General features: G+C 37.0%; 18 protein-coding genes. 7 read left to right on the top strand and 11 right to left on the bottom strand.

The window, feature by feature from the left end:
* Positions 1-74 precede the first annotated feature (74 nt).
* The 3 genes from HQN86_RS13695 to HQN86_RS13705 form a co-directional block, all read right to left on the bottom strand.
* A complete protein-coding gene (locus HQN86_RS13695; RefSeq protein WP_172661503.1) occupies positions 75-746 on the bottom strand; it encodes a carbonic anhydrase in 672 nt (223 codons plus the stop codon).
* A gap of 6 nt (positions 747-752) precedes the next feature.
* Positions 753-2,357: a SulP family inorganic anion transporter gene (locus tag HQN86_RS13700; RefSeq protein WP_172661504.1), complete on the bottom strand. Its 1,605-nt coding sequence runs from the start codon at positions 2,355-2,357 to the stop codon at positions 753-755.
* 78 nt (positions 2,358-2,435) lie between these two features.
* Positions 2,436-2,774 carry a hypothetical protein gene (locus HQN86_RS13705; protein WP_048907414.1) on the bottom strand — a complete coding sequence of 113 codons (339 nt, stop codon included), beginning with the start codon at positions 2,772-2,774 and terminating at the stop codon, positions 2,436-2,438.
* A 199-nt stretch (positions 2,775-2,973) separates the two neighbouring features.
* Here HQN86_RS13705 and HQN86_RS13710 point away from each other — a divergent pair, with 199 nt between their 5' ends.
* From HQN86_RS13710 to HQN86_RS13740, 7 genes are all read left to right on the top strand, one after another.
* Positions 2,974-4,209, top strand: coding sequence for a porin (locus tag HQN86_RS13710; protein WP_172661505.1), 1,236 nt, complete (start codon positions 2,974-2,976; stop codon positions 4,207-4,209).
* Positions 4,210-4,234: 25 nt separating this feature from the next.
* Positions 4,235-5,776 carry an acyl-CoA carboxylase subunit beta gene (locus HQN86_RS13715; RefSeq protein WP_172661506.1) on the top strand — a complete coding sequence of 514 codons (1,542 nt, stop codon included), beginning with the start codon at positions 4,235-4,237 and terminating at the stop codon, positions 5,774-5,776.
* Positions 5,777-6,964 carry an MFS transporter gene (locus tag HQN86_RS13720; RefSeq protein ID WP_216854406.1) on the top strand — a complete coding sequence of 396 codons (1,188 nt, stop codon included), beginning with the start codon at positions 5,777-5,779 and terminating at the stop codon, positions 6,962-6,964.
* Positions 6,965-7,007: 43 nt separating this feature from the next.
* Entirely contained in the window at positions 7,008-7,364 is a 357-nt protein-coding gene (locus HQN86_RS13725) for a GNAT family N-acetyltransferase (protein WP_246269612.1), read from the top strand.
* 51 nt (positions 7,365-7,415) lie between these two features.
* Positions 7,416-8,531, top strand: coding sequence for a M42 family metallopeptidase (locus HQN86_RS13730; protein WP_048907419.1), 1,116 nt, complete (start codon positions 7,416-7,418; stop codon positions 8,529-8,531).
* A 108-nt stretch (positions 8,532-8,639) separates the two neighbouring features.
* On the top strand, positions 8,640-10,184 hold the full coding sequence (locus HQN86_RS13735; RefSeq protein WP_172661508.1) for a helicase HerA-like domain-containing protein: 1,545 nt from the start codon (positions 8,640-8,642) through the stop codon (positions 10,182-10,184).
* A gap of 103 nt (positions 10,185-10,287) precedes the next feature.
* Entirely contained in the window at positions 10,288-11,190 is a 903-nt protein-coding gene (locus HQN86_RS13740; RefSeq protein WP_172661509.1) for a nucleotidyltransferase family protein, read from the top strand.
* Between the two features lie 59 nt (positions 11,191-11,249).
* Here the strand turns inward: HQN86_RS13740 and dnaK are convergent, their stop codons facing one another.
* From dnaK to ykgO, 8 genes are all read right to left on the bottom strand, one after another.
* The gene (dnaK, locus tag HQN86_RS13745; protein ID WP_172661510.1) at positions 11,250-13,163 is read right to left on the bottom strand and encodes a molecular chaperone DnaK; all 1,914 of its coding nucleotides are present in this window, start codon (positions 13,161-13,163) and stop codon (positions 11,250-11,252) included.
* Positions 13,164-13,327: 164 nt separating this feature from the next.
* Complete coding sequence (locus HQN86_RS13750) at positions 13,328-14,518, bottom strand: class I SAM-dependent methyltransferase (RefSeq protein WP_172661511.1); 1,191 nt, start codon at positions 14,516-14,518, stop codon at positions 13,328-13,330.
* 91 nt (positions 14,519-14,609) lie between these two features.
* Positions 14,610-15,152, bottom strand: coding sequence for a 50S ribosomal protein L17 (gene rplQ / locus HQN86_RS13755; protein ID WP_172661512.1), 543 nt, complete (start codon positions 15,150-15,152; stop codon positions 14,610-14,612).
* 91 nt (positions 15,153-15,243) lie between these two features.
* The gene (locus HQN86_RS13760; RefSeq protein WP_048907425.1) at positions 15,244-16,236 is read right to left on the bottom strand and encodes a DNA-directed RNA polymerase subunit alpha; all 993 of its coding nucleotides are present in this window, start codon (positions 16,234-16,236) and stop codon (positions 15,244-15,246) included.
* 76 nt (positions 16,237-16,312) lie between these two features.
* Entirely contained in the window at positions 16,313-16,921 is a 609-nt protein-coding gene (rpsD, locus tag HQN86_RS13765; protein ID WP_048907704.1) for a 30S ribosomal protein S4, read from the bottom strand.
* Between the two features lie 65 nt (positions 16,922-16,986).
* Positions 16,987-17,376, bottom strand: coding sequence for a 30S ribosomal protein S11 (rpsK, locus tag HQN86_RS13770; RefSeq protein ID WP_048907426.1), 390 nt, complete (start codon positions 17,374-17,376; stop codon positions 16,987-16,989).
* 22 nt (positions 17,377-17,398) lie between these two features.
* Entirely contained in the window at positions 17,399-17,776 is a 378-nt protein-coding gene (rpsM, locus tag HQN86_RS13775) for a 30S ribosomal protein S13 (protein ID WP_048907427.1), read from the bottom strand.
* Positions 17,777-17,859: 83 nt separating this feature from the next.
* The gene (ykgO, locus tag HQN86_RS13780) at positions 17,860-17,976 is read right to left on the bottom strand and encodes a type B 50S ribosomal protein L36 (RefSeq protein WP_008244551.1); all 117 of its coding nucleotides are present in this window, start codon (positions 17,974-17,976) and stop codon (positions 17,860-17,862) included.

Below are 17,976 nucleotides of genomic sequence, written 5' to 3' on the forward strand. Positions count from 1 at the left end.
TAAATAAAAAAACTCCCGGCTCATCGCCGGGAGTTTTTTTATTTAGTAAATCAGCCTTTAGCTTAATTGAAAAGTTATTTTTCTGTATTCATTTTAAATACCGGAGAAATATCCTCAGCACTTGAAGCACTTACTTTTAAATCGGTGATTAAACCTGATTTTAAACTATAAACCCAGGCATGCACACCAAGTTCCTGACCCGATGCCCATGCGTTTTGTACAATTGAAGTACTCATCACATTTGCAGCTCCCTCTATGGCATTCAACTCCACTAAACGGTCAGACCTCTTTTGTGGATCTTTAATGGTCGACATTTCACGCTCGTGTATGCGAATCACATCTTTAATGTTTCTTAACCAGTTGTCAATTAACCCCACTTGTTTATCTCCAAGTGCAGCATTTACACCCCCACAGCCATAGTGACCGCAAACAATGATATGTTTTACTTTAAGAACATTTACTGAATAATCCAGAACACTTAATAAATTCATATCTGTATGCGTAACCACGTTTGCAATATTGCGGTGTACAAAGATATCACCAGGCATTGTGTTCGTGATCTGATTAGCCGGCACACGACTATCTGAGCAACCTATCCACAATACAGGCGGAGCTTGACCTGCAGAGAGGCGTTCAAAGAAAAGGGGGTCTTCTTTAAGAGTCTCAGCAACCCACTCTTTATTTCCATTTAATAAGCTATCATAAGTAATCTGATCTGTATGTTGTTTTTCTAATTTCGCGCACATAATAATTTAATTATTAATTTCTTCAATGATTTTATTGTTCAATTTTGGCACGGTATATTGTTCTTTAATATTTTCTAAAATTACAATAATACCCTTAGTATAAGCATTGTGCTTATAATTAAAAATGGTTTCCAATACGTCGGGGTCTATATACCGTGAATTGGATCCATCAATGATCACGTTAGTTTCTTTAGGTATTTTATTTAATACCACCTGAATGGCAGCCTTGTTTAAGAAAGATACTTCTTCGGCCAATTTTATTCTCAAGTTCTTTTTATTACCCTCTTCCTGTATTTTGTAGAAGTATGGATTACGCATATTGGTACGTAATAAATAGAATATTGAGAACAGCATACCTATTGCAACACCTTTTAACAAATCTGTTAGCAAAACAGCTACAATAGTAATTACAAATGGGACAAACTGATCCCAGCCTTTGTGGTACATATGTTTAAAAAGCTCTATACGTGCTAATTTATACCCTGTTACCAATAGAATTGCAGCCAGACATGCCAAAGGAATCATATTGATAATACCCGGTATAAAAAGCAGGGATAAAAGCAACCATACTCCATGAAAAATAGCTGACATCTTTGTTCTTCCACCTGCATTTACGTTTGCAGAGCTTCTTACAATTACCGATGTTAAAGGCAATCCGCCTAACAAACCACTAACCATGTTTCCTGTACCCTGAGCAACCAGTTCCCTATTTGTAGGCGATACACGCTTAATTGGATCTATCTTGTCTACCGCTTCAATACTTAATAGCGTTTCAAGACTGGCAACCACCGCAATTGTTGCAGCAACAACCCAGACTTTTCCATTCGTTATCTGTGAAAAATCTGGTGCGGCAAATAAACCCGTAAATTCCGACCAGCTGTTCACAACTGGAATCTCTACCATTTGTTTTGCTTCCAAAGCATAATTCCCGCCCTGAAAAACAATTGTAAGCACAACTCCTATTACTACCACTACCAGGGGAGCGGGAACAACACTTAATTTTTTAAATTTTGGCCAAAAGACCAAGATTAAAATTGACAATACACTTATTACAATAGCAGCCAGACTAAAATGGCCTAATGCCCCACTAATGGCTGAAAATGTATTTTCATTATCTTTTTGGAAGAAACTTTCATCACCAAAAAAATCTGAATCTACCCCGAGCGCATGAGGAAGTTGTTTAAGTATCAAGGTTAATCCGATTGCGGCAAGCATCCCTTCAATTACACTTGAGGGAAAGTAATTACCGATAGTTCCGCCCTTTAACAATCCAAGTATTATCTGAATTACACCTGCCAAAACTACTGCAAGTAAAAAGGTCTGATAAGCGCCCAATTGGCTGATAGCTCCCAGAACGATTGCGGTTAATCCAGCCGCAGGCCCACTAACACTTAATTGTGATCCGCTTAAGCTGGCAACTACAACGCCACCAACTATACCTGTTATAAGACCCGCAAACAGAGGTGCGCCTGAGGCTAAAGCTATCCCTAAACATAGGGGGAGAGCAACAAGAAATACCACAATACTGGATGGCAAATCACGCTTCAGATTCTTTTTTAATATATATTTCTTCACTTCCAATCTTGAAAAGATTGAGTTTCCACTTTGCATAAAACTATGTTTTAATCTTTTAAACTAATTTTTAAAAATTGCATACCGCTCCCCCTTTGGGTGGTAACACATAATAAATTAGCTCAGGTTAGGAGGCGGTGTGGGTACAGACGGATGGAATGGATCGAAATACCGTTTGAAATTATCTATAAAGCTATTCTTTATACCGTAAAGATGTAGGACAGATGACCATACGTAGTCGTGCTGAAAGTCAATCTTATAATCAAAGAGCTTTACTTTTGCCTTTCCCGGATCTCCATCACTGCTATGTTCGGCTTCGATTTGCATGATTACAGAAATCATGATGTTCTTATCAATATGACTAAAAAATACAGGCGCACCGGAAATTACCATCTTCGCCGAGAAGATACTTAAGAAGGTAATAACTATTAATATACGGTACTTTCTTAGAAACATTTGTTTTTATTCTTTCACCTAACTCTCCAAAAATAGCTCCAAACATTGCTTATTTACAAATTATCATGTAAAAAAAATGTAATTTAGTTGTTGCTTTATCATATTTTGGACTTCTATTTTTTAAAAATCTGAAGCCATTTTAAAGAAAAATGCTTCATTTACCGTAATTTAGGCGATCAAAATTCTTTTTTACTCATTCATGAAAAAAACACTGTTAAGCCTGATATTTCTTTATCCGGTTGTCCTTTTTGCCCAAAGTAATAATGCTCCCTCAACTTATGACCCTCATGAAATTGCGATAACAGGCTATCTGCAAACACAATTTCAAAAAGCTCAATCTGGTGGCATTTCCTCCTTTTCGGGCGGAGATTTCTCAAAAAACTCCGACAGTCGTTTCATGATTCGCAGGGGTAGATTGAAAATTGATAGGGCTGATAAGTATTCGAGCATTGTTTTCCAAATAGATGCTACGCAAAATGGCATTCAATTAATGGACGCCTTTATACAGTTGCATCAACCTGATTCAAAGGAACTATTGTTAACTGCTGGCTTGTTTAACCGCCCCTTTGGTCACTCTATTGTTTACTCTTCGGGATATAGAGATTTCCCTGAAAGAGCGAGAGTTTTCCAAACGTTGATGCCCAGGGAGCGTGATATTGGTGCCATGGTTACTTATCACCCCAGTAAAATATTTAATTTTCTGACAGCAGAATTAGCTGTAATAAATGGAAGCGGATACAATGCCAGAGATTATGACTCAAGAAAAGATATTATAGGCAACCTTGGTTTTAAATTCGACAGTTTGGCAAATAAAAAACTTCATATAGGCTTTGGAGCATCTATCTATGAAGGTTGGGTACGTAACGATACTGAAAGCTATTATTCTTCTACAGGATCTGGATTTCGAAAAAACACCGGCCCCGACAATGTTGGCTACTTTGGTAAACGCGAATATTATGGAGGTAACTTACAGCTTCAATACGACAATACTTTTGGCCGAACCATATTTAAAGCTGAGTATCTTCAAGGAACACAACCTGGGGTAGCTGCTACTGCCAGCATATTAGGTCCAGTTGCCAGTACTAGTTTCTCTGCACAACCAGCAACAGATCTATATCTACGTCAGTTTTCTGGTTATTACTTATGGTTAACCCAGCAGATTGCAAAAAGTAAGTTTACTGCACTGGTATCTTATGATGTGTACGACCCAAACAGAGAAATAAGTGAATCGGAAATTGGCATTGCAGGCAACAATACTTCAGCTGGTGATATTAAATTTAGCACCCTTGGTTATGGCCTGACCTATCTAATAAATTCAAGATTTAAACTTACATTGTACAACGAGCACGTTGTTAACGATGCGACTAAGTTGCCAGACTATACGGCCGACTTAAAAGATGATGTGTTTACTACCAGATTACAGTATCGCTGGTAAATAATTAAAATTATTAGTGTTTAAAATGAAGAATAAAATAGATGTACTTCAGGACAAAATAAAAAAAGCGAATGAAGGTGGCGGTGCAGCGAGAATTCAAAGTCAGCATAAAAAAGGAAAACTAACGGCCAGAGAGCGAATCCATTTTTTATTGGATGAGAATTCCTTTGAGGAAATTGGCATGATGGTAACCCATAGAAGTGTTGATTTTGGCATGGAACGGGAAAAATATTTAGGAGATGGTGTTGTAACTGGCTATGGAAACATAAATGGCAGGCTGGTTTATGTGTTTTCACAGGATTTTACCGTTTTTGGCGGCTCTCTTTCTGAAACACATGCCGAAAAGATCTGCAAAATAATGGACATGGCCATGAAAAACGGAGCTCCCCTGATTGGCTTAAATGATAGTGGTGGTGCGCGGATACAGGAAGGTGTGGTTTCTTTAGGCGGTTATGCCGATATATTTTATAGAAATGTTCAGGCATCAGGAGTTATCCCACAACTTTCAGCAATAATGGGACCTTGTGCCGGGGGCGCAGTATATTCGCCTGCCATTACCGACTTTATTTTAATGGTAGAGAATACCTCGTACATGTTTGTTACGGGACCAAATGTTGTTAAAACTGTAACCCACGAAGAGGTAAGTTCTGAAGAACTTGGTGGTGCATCTACTCATGCTACAAAATCGGGTGTAACTCATTTTGCGTGCTCAAATGAATTAGATGCTATTAATCATGTTAAGAGATTACTGAGTTATATGCCTCAGAATTGTGAAGAGATCCCATTGCAATTGCCCTATACTTTGACTGATGAAAGTCGTTTATCTCTTAATGGCATTATGCCCGAGAATTCGAATCAGCCTTATGATGTTAGGTCTATAATAAGCGAAGTGGCCGATACAGATAGCTTTCTAGAAGTACATAAAGATTATGCAGAAAATATTGTGGTCGGATTTATCCGTTTGGCAGGAAGAAGTATTGGTATTGTTGCTAATCAGCCTGCTTATCTTGCTGGGGTATTGGACAATCATGCTTCAACAAAGGCCGCCAGATTTGTACGCTTTTGCGACTGCTTTAATATCCCATTGCTTGTTTTCGAGGACGTTCCCGGTTTTTTGCCAGGTACAGACCAGGAATGGAATGGAATTATTACCAATGGCGCTAAATTATTATATGCTTTTAGTGAGGCAACTGTACCCCGTATTACTGTAATTACAAGAAAAGCCTATGGTGGTGCATATGATGTGATGAACTCTAAACATATTGGAGCAGACTTAAACTATGCATGGCCTACTGCAGAAATTGCAGTTATGGGTGCAAAAGGTGCTGCCGAAATAATTTTCAAGAAGGAAATTACCAGCGCAGAGCACCCTGAAGAAAAATGGCTGGAGAAAGAAAAGCTCTATTCAGATATTTTTGCTAATCCTTACAGAGCCGCGGAACGTGGCTTTGTAGATGAGGTTATAGAACCTGCCCAAACCAGGTCTAAACTAATAAAGGCATTTAAAATGTTAGAGAACAAAGTTGTAAACAGACCTCGTAAAAAACACGGAAATATCCCTCTATAAATGAAACTTAGTCGTACTGATGTGCTATTGATGGCCTTTTGTACAGGGCTTATCGTGGCAAATATTTATTACTGCCAGCCTCTGGTTATTTTAATCGCTAAAGAGTTTGGTTTAACAGAGAGCCATGCCGGTAAAATTACATACCTAACACAAGCTGGCTATGCCCTAGGACTATTTCTATTGGTTCCTTTGGGTGATATGTTTGAAAGGAAGAAACAAATACTTTTAATAACATGTCTTGCTATTGGGGCATTGCTGTTGGCAGCTTTTGCCCACTCCTTCTTATTATTGGAAATTGCTTGTGTATTAATTGGCGCAAGCTCCATTATTCCTCAGCTTGTTTTACCAATGGCTGCAAATCTTAGTTCAGACGAAGATCGCGGTCCTACGGTAGGTATAATTATGAGCGGCTTACTTATTGGCATCCTTGCATCAAGAGCAGTTAGTGGAAGTATAGGATTTTTATGGGGATGGAGAACAGTTTATTTTATGGCTGCTGGCATATGTTTCCTTTTATTACTGCTTATGGCCAGACGCTTTCCACAAAGCAGACCGTCATTTAAAGGCACTTATAATGAATTAATGTCATCTATGTGGTATTACATAAAAACTGAGCCCGTACTACGCGAAGCTTCTATTATAAACTTTCTGGCTTTCTCTATACTCAGCGCGTTCTGGACAACGATGGTATTATTCCTTGCCAATCCCCCGTTTAATCTTCAAACGCTGCAGATAGGTCTTTTCGGCATTGCCGGTGCTGCAGGAGCTTTAGCCGCTCCATTAGTTGGAAAGTTTAGTGGTGGCCAAAACCCTCGTAAGAATCTGCTGGTCGGGTTAATTCTGCAATTACTTAGCATTGCTGCCTTTTACCTTACCGGCAGCCACCTTTACCTATTTGTAGCTGGCATTATTTTAATAGATATTGGTCAGCAAGCTATCCATGTAACCAATCAAACCCGGATCTATGCTATACTACCGGAAGCTCGTAATCGTTTAAACACTGTGTTTATGTCTGTGAGCTTTATTGGAGCGTCTTTTGGTTCCGCCTTAGGTTTATGGCTTTGGGAACAGGGTAAGTGGCCATTATTCTGCTGGGGATGTGGGGCCGTTATTGTTCTAAACATTTGCATATACAAGTTTTATAGTGGTAAAATAAAGATTAACATTGATGCAGGAAATTCAAATTGAACAAATCAGACCTGATTTAACTTGGAGGATAAGACATGAAGTTATGTATCCAGACCTACCTCTTGATGCTATAAAGTTGGCTAATGATAATGATGGAATCCATTTTGGGCTATTTGCAAATAACCAACTAACTTCTATAGTTTCTTTGTTCAATTCGGGCAATATTTATCAATTCAGAAAATTCGCGACAATTGTGGAGTCGCAGGGAAAAGGATATGGATCATTATTATTGGATCATATAATTAACTATGTTAAATCCTTTGGAGCTGCAAAGCTATGGTGCAATGCGCGCGTTTCGGCCATTCCTTTTTATAACAAATTCGGCTTCGTTCAAACAGACAAATTTTCTACAAATAACGGTATCGACTTTGTCATTATGGAGTTAGAACTCAATAATTAACTTGGTGCTTAGGCAGTAGTTTCTATATTTGTTTAGAATAAAAAATATACAATGGCAAAGAAAAAAGAAGATAAAAAGAAACACGTAAGTGTAGTAAATAAAAAATCGCTTCAATTTTTTGAAAAATATATCAATAACCCATCTCCAACAGGTTTCGAATACCCTGGTCAAAAATTATGGCTAGATTATTTAAAACCATATATAGATGAAAGTTTCATCGATAATTACGGGACTGCAGTTGGTGTGATTAATCCCAAAGCAGATTTCAAAGTAGTTATTGAGGCTCATGCCGATGAGATCTCCTGGTTTGTTAATTATATCACTCCTGATGGCTTAATTTATGTAATCCGCAATGGAGGGTCAGATCATCAGATAGCTCCTTCTAAGCGCGTAAACATACACACCGACAACGGTTTGGTTAAAGCCGTATTTGGATGGCCTGCTATTCACACCCGTAGCGGTGGCGAGAAAGAGGAGGCTCCGGCGTTAAAAAACATCTTCCTTGATTGTGGATGTACATCTAAAGAAGAAGTTGAAAAACTTGGTATTCATGTAGGTTGCGTAATTACCTATGAAGATGAATTTATGGTATTAAACGACCGCTATTATGTTGGCCGTGCACTGGATAACAGAGCCGGTGGATTTATGATTGCCGAGGTTGCCAGACTGCTTCAGGAAAATAAAAAGAAATTACCTTTTGGGCTTTACATTGTAAACTCAGTACAGGAAGAAATTGGATTAAGGGGAGCCGAAATGATAGCCCACAGAATTAAACCTAACGTGGCTATAATTACTGATGTTACTCATGATACCACTACCCCAATGATCAATAAGATCACTCAGGGAGATTTGGCTTGTGGCAAAGGTCCGGTAGTTTCTTATGCACCTGCTGTTCAAACAAATTTAAACAAATTGCTTATTGAAACAGCTGAGAAGAATGATATCCCTTTCCAACGTCAGGCATCATCCCGCTCAACCGGTACAGATACTGATGCTTTTGCTTATTCTAACGGAGGTGTTCCATCTGCATTAATTTCTTTACCATTAAGGTATATGCATACCACAGTTGAAATGATTCATAAAGAAGATGTTGACAATGTGATCAACCTCATTTATCATTCTTTATTGAACATTAAAAAAGATCACGACTTTACTTATAAGAAGTAGTTTTAAATAACCTTATTTTTAAAAGGGTGTATCATGAACTATGATACACCCTTTCTTTTGTTTGTATTTCGGGTGCTTTTCTTACTTTTATAAAAACTATCTTTTCCTATGAGTGATCAATCCGCAAAATTTACAGAAAAAATTAAGGCCTCTTATACACCAAGTGGTTCATACATATATCTTGGAGCTGGTATTCTGGATGGGCAAGTAATCGCTGAAGCTGAAGTTAACTTGTCTTTAAAAATGATGAATAGGCATGGGCTTGTTGCAGGCGCAACAGGGACAGGAAAAACCCGCACATTGCAGTTGCTATCAGAACAATTGTCTGATGCAGGTGTACCGGTGTTTATGCTTGATGTAAAGGGCGATTTATCAGGCCTTAATCAACCAGGACCAATCAATCCAAAAATAGAGGAAAGAGCAGGTCAACTGGGCAAGCCTTTTAATCCTTCTGGATTCCCTGTCGAGATTTTTTCCTTATCTGGCAAATTAGGCGCTCAAATGCGGGCTACTGTTCTTGAATTTGGGCCTACCCTACTGTCTAAAATCCTCGATCTAAATGATACACAGGCAGGTGTTTTAGCTGTGATCTTTAAGTATGCTGATGATAGCAAACTACCAATTATTGATCTTAATGATCTTAAAAAATTAGTTTCATACCTGGCCGAAGGGCAAGGTGCCGAAGAGATTAAAAGTTCTTATGGTAAAATATCCACTGCCACTTCAGGAACAATATTAAGAAAGATAGTTACCATTGAGCAACAGGGACTGAGCGCTATGTTTGGCGAACGTTCATTTGACATCGAAGATCTTTTTACTAAAACCGACGGTAAAGGAGTAATCAGTTTACTCAATATCTCAGATGTCCAAAATCAGCCGGTTCTTTATTCCACTTACCTGTTAAGTTTACTTGCAGAAATTTTTTATAGCATGCCTGAAGTTGGAGATTTAGATAAACCTAAGCTGGTTTTCTTTTTTGATGAGGCGCATTTGTTATTTAAAAATTCTTCAAAAGCTTTTCTGGAACACATAGAAACTATTATCAGATTGATCAGATCAAAAGGTATAGGTGTATTTTTCTGTACTCAAGCCCCTAGTGATGTCCCTGAGAGTGTATTATCTCAACTAGGAAATCGTGTTCAGCACGCTTTGAGAGCATTTACACCAAATGATGTTGATGCGCTTAAAAAGACTGTAAATACTTATCCAAGATCCGAATTCTACGAGATCGACAAAATGTTGACTTCATTAGGAACCGGACAGGCTTTGATAACAGTGTTGAACGAAAAAGGTATCCCTACAGAAGTGGCAGCAACTATGCTTACACCTCCAAGAGCAATCATGGGACCACTCGGTGCGGCGGATTATAATAACCTTGTCCAATCAAGCGAGCTTACTACTAAATACCAGGAATCAATTGATCCTGAGAGCGCCTATGAAATCTTAACCAAACGTGTAAATGATAAACTAACCGAGGAAGAAGAAACAAAACAAGAAGAGGCTCCTAAAAAAGGTGAGAAGAGTTTAGTTGAACAGGTAATGGGCGCAACTATAACCAGACAAATAGGAAAAGAAATAGTGCGGGGATTATTTGGTATGCTTACAGGGAAAAAACCTCGCAGCAGCGGCGGAAAGGGAATATTTGGATTTTAACTACCTCAATATCCATGCGATACATTGAGAACCGTTATCAGACTAATGAAAAAACTATCTCACTTTTTACATTGAATATAAATTGAATCATTATTTTCGCTGCATGAAAAAACCTACCTTATTAATATTAGCAGCTGGTATGGCAAGTCGCTATGGCAGCATGAAACAGATTGATGGCTTTGGCCCCAATGGAGAAACAATTATTGATTATTCTATATACGATGCAATTAAAGCTGGATTCGGCAAAGTAGTCTTCATCATCAAGGAAGAATTTGTAGAAAACTTTAAAGCCATATTTGAACCTAAACTAAATGGTAAAATTGAAACTGATTATGTATTCCAAAATTTCGATTTGAAACAATTTGGCATTGAAGAGGAAATTTACCGCGAAAAACCATGGGGAACTGCTCATGCCATTCTATCTGGCAGAAACGCCATTAAAGAGCCTTTTTGCGTAATCAACGCAGATGATTATTATGGTTATGATGCGTTTAAAAAAATGGTAGACTTTTTAAATAATGAGGCAACTGACAGCAACTATTCTATTGTTGGCTATCAAATTGGGAAAACACTATCTGATTTTGGATCTGTATCTCGTGGGGTTTGCAAAACCAATGATGCTGGATTCCTTGAAGAGATTACTGAACGTACTCAGGTTTATAAAAAAGATGGTGGAATTGTATATGAAGAAAATGGTTCTGAATATCCTTTAGAATATAACACTCCGGTTTCAATGAACTTCTGGGGCTTTACTCCAGCTGTTTTTAAATTAACTGAAGACTTATTTAGAGTATTTGCTTTAGAAAATAAAGACAAACCAAAAGCTGAGTTCTTTATCCCTTTGATTGGCGAAAATCTTGTAAAAAGTGGTGCAGCCTCTTTCAAAGTTATACCTACAGATAGCCAGTGGTTTGGAGTAACTTATAAAGAAGATAAGCCTTTTGTACAGGAATGTATAGATCAGTTAGTAAAAGATGGGACTTATCCTGAGAATCTTTGGAACTAGACAAGCAATAAAAAAGCCCCTTGATAATTTATCAAGGGGCTTTTTTATTGCTTAAAAGACTATTTTTTATCGTCTTTTACTTCTTCAAAATCAACATCAGTAACGTTATCGCCACCATCAGCTGACTGAGCGCCATCCTGAGCTTGAGCACCTTCAGGTTGTGCACCGTCTTGTCCTGATTTATACATCTCTTCTGAAGCTGCATTCCACGCATTTTGCAATTCTGCTTGTGCTGTGTCAATATCAGCAAAGTTTCTTGCAGCATGTGCATCTTTAAGTTTTTTCAAACCTTCTTCAATAGGAGCTTTTTTATCAGCAGATAGTTTTTCTCCGAATTCTTTTAATTGTTTCTCAGTTGAGAAAATTAAAGCATCAGCACCGTTGATTTTTTCTGCTTCTTCTTTAGCAGTTTTATCAGCTTCTGCATTTTTCTCAGCTTCATCTTTCATTCTTTTGATCTCTTCATCAGTTAAACCTGAAGAAGCCTCAATACGAATCTTTTGCTCTTTACCGGTTGCTTTATCTTTAGCACTTACATGCAAGATACCATTTGCATCAATATCAAATGCTACTTCAACTTGAGGAACTCCACGAGGTGCTGGCGGAATACCATCTAATATAAAACGACCAATAGTACGGTTTTGAGCTGCCATAGGACGCTCTCCTTGTAAAATATGGATCTCTACTGAAGGTTGATTATCAGCTGCTGTAGAGAAAGTTTCTGCTTTTTTAGAAGGTATGGTTGTGTTAGCTTCAATTAATTTAGTCATTACACCACCCATTGTTTCAATACCTAAAGAAAGAGGTGTTACATCTAATAACAATACATCTTTAACTTCTCCGGTTAAAACACCACCTTGAATTGCAGCACCAATAGCTACTACCTCATCAGGGTTTACACCTTTAGATGGTTCTTTACCAAAGAAAGCTTTTACTGCTTCCTGGATAGCTGGAATACGTGTAGAACCACCAACTAATATAATCTCATCGATATCACTTGTTTTTAAACCTGCATTTTTCAAAGCTGATTTACAAGGATCAATTGTACGTTTAATTAAATCACCAGCTAATTGCTCGAATTTAGCACGGGTTAATGTTCTTACCAAGTGCTTAGGTCCTGTTGCATCAGCAGTGATGTATGGCAAGTTGATCTCAGTTGAAGTTGTGCTTGAAAGCTCAATTTTGGCTTTTTCAGCAGCTTCTTTAAGACGTTGTAAAGCCATTGGATCCTGGTGAAGATCCATGCCGTTTTCATTTTTAAATTCAGCAGCTAACCACTCGATAATGATATGATCAAAGTCATCACCACCTAGGTGAGTATCACCATCTGTAGATTTTACTTCAAATACACCATCACCTAATTCTAATACAGAAACGTCATGAGTACCACCACCGCAGTCAAACACAACAATTTTCATATCCTTGTGTGCTTTATCTAATCCATAAGCTAAAGCAGCTGCAGTTGGCTCGTTAATAATACGTTTAACAGTTAAACCTGCAATTTCTCCAGCTTCTTTTGTTGCCTGACGTTGAGCGTCATTAAAATAAGCAGGAACAGTAATAACCGCTTCAGTTACTTCATGACCTAAGAAATCTTCTGCAGTTTTTTTCATTTTCTGCAAAATCATCGCAGAAATTTCTTGTGGTGTATATTTACGGTCGTCAATTTCAACCCTTGGAGTATTGTTATCACCTTTAACTACCTTATAAGGTACACGTGATGATTCTTTAGAAACTTCAGCAAAGCTGCTTCCCATAAAGCGCTTTATTGAAGATATTGTTTTTGTTGGGTTAGTAATTGCCTGACGCTTTGCCGGCTCGCCTACTTTACGCTCACCATTTTCTGCAAAAGCAACAATGGAAGGTGTAGTGCGTTTACCCTCGCTGTTGGCTATAACTACAGGTTCGTTACCTTCCATTACGGCTACGCAAGAGTTTGTTGTTCCTAAGTCTATACCAATAATTTTTGACATGCTATTTTATCTATGTTTATGTTTATGAAATCTTATTATTTACATCTGTTCAACAAGCAATGTGCCAATAGGGTTTTGGCAGAAAAAATAGTTTTTCTGTAAGATTTTCAATATAAAATTGTCCGAATTACATCATAAAAATGTGACAGTATGACAGAATGTTGTTACATTTCGTCTTTCAAAAGTCTTTCCAAATGATGGTAACCAATTCCGAAATAACTCTTAGTCTGCTGTATCTGAGCTAGTATTTCGGTTTTTCTACTCGTAGCAATCTCTCCTTTTATACCAACTACCAAAACATTCTTTGGAGTATGAACATCCGAAATGAATTCGAATATTTTAGTTTTATAACCAAAATACTCCAGTACCAGTGCCCTGATCCCGTCAGTTATCATTTCTGCCTGGCGCTCCATGAATATTCCATATTTAGTTAAAAAAGAAACATCGTTTTTAGTTTTACCTTTTTCCATTTCTCTTCTGATCTGCTTATGACAGCAAGGTGCAACAACAATTAATTCTGCATTAGTCTTAATTCCTTTATAGATCGCATCATCAGTAGCCGTATCACAAGCATGTAAGGCAATTAACAAATCAATTGAATCAGTATTATAATTATCAATGGTGCCTTCTACAAACCGCAATTGATTAAAGTTCGATTTATCAGCAATGCTATTGCATAGCTGTACCATGTCTTCTCTAAATTCAACGCCTACCATATTCACATTTTGATTAAGTACATTATGTAAATAATCATAAAGGGCAAAAGTAAGATACCCCTTACCCGACCCCATGTCCACAACATTTCGGACCTTAGCATCTGGCAGTTCTTTAATCAAAGAACTTAAAATTTCAATATACTGATTAATCTGTCTGTACTTATCCTGAGAATTTTTGAATACATTCCCCTCCTGATCAGTAACCTTTAGCTCTTGTAAATAAGTTTTTCCTGCTGGCTTTATAATTCTCTTCTTCTCTTTATCATGAGACAAACTCGGTTTAATATTAGAAGCATTTTGTCTTTCTCTTAAAGAAATGGTTCCCTTTTTCCCATGCTCTATAATTACTTCTTTATTTGTGGTGAAAAGGGTACAGATTCTAAAATCATTACTAATCAAATTCTTAATTAGATCAGTGCCATCCTGTATGCTTAGGTTCTTAAATATATCGCGGGTTTTATAACGATAATTAAAAGAAAGCATCTCAACTCGCTTAATCTTTACTCTTCGAACGTAGATATTCTTAAGTTCTTTTTCATTTCCATGGTAATTCCCTAAAGACGCTTTTAGAAATAGATTTAATGAAATACTTTCTGATAATTGATCCAGAAATAGCTGGATACTAAGTTGATTCGACATGAAATATTATTACAGTACAAAGATAGGTTTTGAAAAGCAAAAAAAAAGTCGGTTCAAATTGAACCGACTCTTATATTCTGACTAGGGAATATTATTCTCCTTTATCTTCTTTTGTTTCTTCAGCAGCTGGTGCTTCTTCTACAACTTCTTCGGCCTTAACCTCTTCGGCTTTAACTTCTTCTGTTTTTGCTGCAGGAGCATCAGATTTTTTAGCTTTGCTTCTACCACGACGAGTAGTTTTCTTTTCAGCTGAATCTGCTTCTTTACCGTACACTTCGTTATAATCAACTAGTTCGATTAACGCCATTTCAGCATTATCACCTAGACGATTGTTTAACTTAATGATCCTAGTGTAACCACCTGGACGGCTAGCAACTTTAGCCGCAACATCACGGAACAATTCAGTAACAGTTTCTTTATCTTGTAAGTAACCGAAAACAATACGACGAGAGTGCGTAGTATCAGTTTTTGATTTTGTGATAAGAGGTTCAACATACATACGCAAAGCTTTTGCTTTTGCTAAAGTTGTCGAGATTCTCTTATGTTTAATTAACGATGAAGCCATGTTAGCCAACATCGCCTTACGATGTGAATCTGTTCTTCCTAAGTGATTTACTTTTCTACCGTGTCTCATTTTTAAATTTATTCAGTGTATACCGTCTCTATGAAATTAATCTGAGGGAATTATACACTATTAACAATATATAATTTATGCTTTTAGCTTATTATTCCTCGTCCAATTTGAACTTAGACAAGTTCATTCCAAAAGATAAACTCTTAGATTTAACAAGCTCTTGTATCTCTGTTAAAGATTTTTTACCGAAGTTTCTGAATTTTAACATATCAGCAACATCATAAGAAACCAAATCAGCTAAAGTACGAATATCAGCTGCTTTTAAGCAGTTCAATGCACGAACTGATAAGTCTAAATCTACTAATTCAGTTTTCAGGATCTTACGCATATGCAAGATTTCCTCATCAACTTCTTTAGTTTCTTCTTTAGCTTGAGATTCTAATACTAAATTCTCATCAGAGAACAACATAAAGTGCTGGATTAAAATCTTAGCAGCTTCTTTTAGCGCCTCTTCAGGATGGATAGATCCATCAGTAGAGATATCTAGTATTAATTTTTCGTAATCTGTTTTTTGTTCAACACGATAGTTTTCAATCGTATATTTTACATTTTTCATTGGAGTGAAAATCGAATCTATCGCTATAACTCCAACTACAGCATCATTAATTTTATTCTCTTCTGCTGGTACATAACCACGTCCTTTATTAATGGTCAATTCCACCTCTAAAGTAACAGATTTCTCCATGTTACAGATAACGAAATCTGGATTAAGAACCTCAAAGTTATTAGAGAATTTAGTAATGTCTCCTGCAGCAAATTGCTCCTGGCCATTTACTACAATAAAAACCTTCTCAGAATCACCTGAATCACCTACTTTTTTAAAACGCACTTGTTTTAAATTAAGGATAATTTCAGTCAAATCCTCTACAACACCTTTCATTGTAGAAAACTCATGAGATACGCCAGAAAAACGAATACTTGTAATGGCATAACCTTCTAAAGAAGAAAGTAATATTCTTCTTAAGGCATTACCAATTGTTACACCGAAACCGGGCTCTAAAGGACGAAATTCAAATATACCATCGAAATCAGTTGATTTCTGCATGATTACCTTATCGGGTTTCTGAAATGCTAAAATTGCCATTTATAATGTTTTTAGATCGTTATTAAAATTATGCAACGTAAAAAATTAATTGCCCGTAGGCAATTAATTAAATATATTACTTAGAGTATAACTCTACTATAAGGTTTTCTTTGATGTTTTCTGGTATCTCATCACGATTAGGATAAGCTAAAAATTTACCAGTTAACTCATTCGCATTCCAATCTAACCAATTGAATTTATTGATTACTCTTCCTGCTACAGAATTAGTGATTGCTTCTAATGTTTTTGATTTCTCGCGAACTGCAACAACATCTCCAGCTTTTAATTGATATGAAGGGATATTTACTACTTCACCGTTAACTGTTACGTGTTTATGGCTAACTAACTGACGAGCAGCTGAACGTGTAGTAGCAATACCTAATCTGTATACTGTATTATCTAAACGAGCCTCTAATAATTGCAATAAGTTATCACCTGTAATTCCTTCACGAGAAGACGCTTTGGTAAACAAGTTACGGAACTGACGCTCCAATACACCATAAGTATATTTAACTTTTTGCTTTTCCATTAATTGAACTGCGTATTCAGATTGTTTTCCTCTTCTTTTTGAGGCACCGTGTTGCCCAGGAGGATAATTTTTTCTATCTAATACTTTATCAGGGCCAAAAATTGGCTCTCTGAATTTACGCGCGATTTTGGACTTCGGTCCTGTATATCTTGCCATTGCTTTTTGTTTTAAAGTATCATGCAACCTGAAGCTGCAGACTCTTAGCTTTAAAAATTAATAAATTAAACTCTTCTCTTCTTAGGAGGACGACATCCATTGTGTGGAAGCGGCGTAATATCTTTGATAGAGGTTACTTCGATACCTGAAACCTGCAATGTTCTAATTGCAGACTCACGACCTGAACCTGGACCTTTAACAAAAACTTCTACTTTACGTAGACCTAAATCAAATGCTACTTTACCGCAATCAGATGCAGCTTGACCTGCTGCATATGGAGTGTTCTTTTTAGAACCCTTAAATCCCATTTTACCTGCAGAAGACCATGAAATAGTTTGACCGTTGTTATTTGTTAGGGTAACAATGATATTGTTAAAAGTAGCATTGATGTGCGCCTGACCAACAGGCTCAATAACAACAATACGCTTTTTGGTAACTTTTTTACTCTTAGCCATAATTATTATTCAGTACTAATTTTTATTTAGTAGCTTTTTTCTTGTTCGCAACTGTTTTTCTCTTGCCTTTACGTGTACGAGAGTTGTTTTTAGTACGCTGACCACGCACAGGTAAACCTTTTCTGTGACGTAAACCACGGTAACAACCAATGTCCATTAAACGTTTGATGTTTAATTGAACCTCTGAACGTAAAGCTCCTTCAACTTTTACGCCGTCGTTTATAATGGTACGGATTGCTGATAATTCATCATCAGACCAGTCCTGTACTTTTTTGCTTAAATCGATACCTGCCTCAGTTAATATACGTTGTGCAGTTGATCTACCTATTCCGAAGATATAAGTTAATCCAATTTCGCCTCTTTTGTTTCTTGGTAAATCAATACCTGATATCCTTGCCATATTTGTACTAAATGTTTGATTATTTGATTAAACGACAGATTGAGTAACCTGTACATTCAATCCAATCATACTTCAATAATTTCTTAACCTTGACGTTGCTTAAACTTAGGGTTTTTCTTGTTTATAACGTAAAGTTTACCTTTACGACGAATAACCTTGCAATCAGCACTACGTTTTTTAATTGATGACCTAACTTTCAT

Origin of the sequence: Pedobacter panaciterrae (assembly GCF_013204795.1) — a bacterium.
GTDB classification, from domain to species: Bacteria; Bacteroidota; Bacteroidia; order Sphingobacteriales; family Sphingobacteriaceae; genus Pedobacter; species Pedobacter panaciterrae.

Coding starts and splice junctions, on each gene's coding strand:
- HQN86_RS13695 (WP_172661503.1), bottom strand. CDS start 746: ATGTGCGCGAAATTAGAAAAACAACATACAGATCAGATTACTTATGAT.
- HQN86_RS13700 (WP_172661504.1), bottom strand. CDS start 2,357: ATGCAAAGTGGAAACTCAATCTTTTCAAGATTGGAAGTGAAGAAATAT.
- HQN86_RS13705 (WP_048907414.1), bottom strand. CDS start 2,774: ATGTTTCTAAGAAAGTACCGTATATTAATAGTTATTACCTTCTTAAGT.
- HQN86_RS13710 (WP_172661505.1), top strand. CDS start 2,974: ATGAAAAAAACACTGTTAAGCCTGATATTTCTTTATCCGGTTGTCCTT.
- HQN86_RS13715 (WP_172661506.1), top strand. CDS start 4,235: ATGAAGAATAAAATAGATGTACTTCAGGACAAAATAAAAAAAGCGAAT.
- HQN86_RS13720 (WP_216854406.1), top strand. CDS start 5,777: ATGAAACTTAGTCGTACTGATGTGCTATTGATGGCCTTTTGTACAGGG.
- HQN86_RS13725 (WP_246269612.1), top strand. CDS start 7,008: ATGTATCCAGACCTACCTCTTGATGCTATAAAGTTGGCTAATGATAAT.
- HQN86_RS13730 (WP_048907419.1), top strand. CDS start 7,416: ATGGCAAAGAAAAAAGAAGATAAAAAGAAACACGTAAGTGTAGTAAAT.
- HQN86_RS13735 (WP_172661508.1), top strand. CDS start 8,640: ATGAGTGATCAATCCGCAAAATTTACAGAAAAAATTAAGGCCTCTTAT.
- HQN86_RS13740 (WP_172661509.1), top strand. CDS start 10,288: ATGAAAAAACCTACCTTATTAATATTAGCAGCTGGTATGGCAAGTCGC.
- dnaK (WP_172661510.1), bottom strand. CDS start 13,163: ATGTCAAAAATTATTGGTATAGACTTAGGAACAACAAACTCTTGCGTA.
- HQN86_RS13750 (WP_172661511.1), bottom strand. CDS start 14,518: ATGTCGAATCAACTTAGTATCCAGCTATTTCTGGATCAATTATCAGAA.
- rplQ (WP_172661512.1), bottom strand. CDS start 15,152: ATGAGACACGGTAGAAAAGTAAATCACTTAGGAAGAACAGATTCACAT.
- HQN86_RS13760 (WP_048907425.1), bottom strand. CDS start 16,236: ATGGCAATTTTAGCATTTCAGAAACCCGATAAGGTAATCATGCAGAAA.
- rpsD (WP_048907704.1), bottom strand. CDS start 16,921: ATGGCAAGATATACAGGACCGAAGTCCAAAATCGCGCGTAAATTCAGA.
- rpsK (WP_048907426.1), bottom strand. CDS start 17,376: ATGGCTAAGAGTAAAAAAGTTACCAAAAAGCGTATTGTTGTTATTGAG.
- rpsM (WP_048907427.1), bottom strand. CDS start 17,776: ATGGCAAGGATATCAGGTATTGATTTACCAAGAAACAAAAGAGGCGAA.
- ykgO (WP_008244551.1), bottom strand. CDS start 17,976: ATGAAAGTTAGGTCATCAATTAAAAAACGTAGTGCTGATTGCAAGGTT.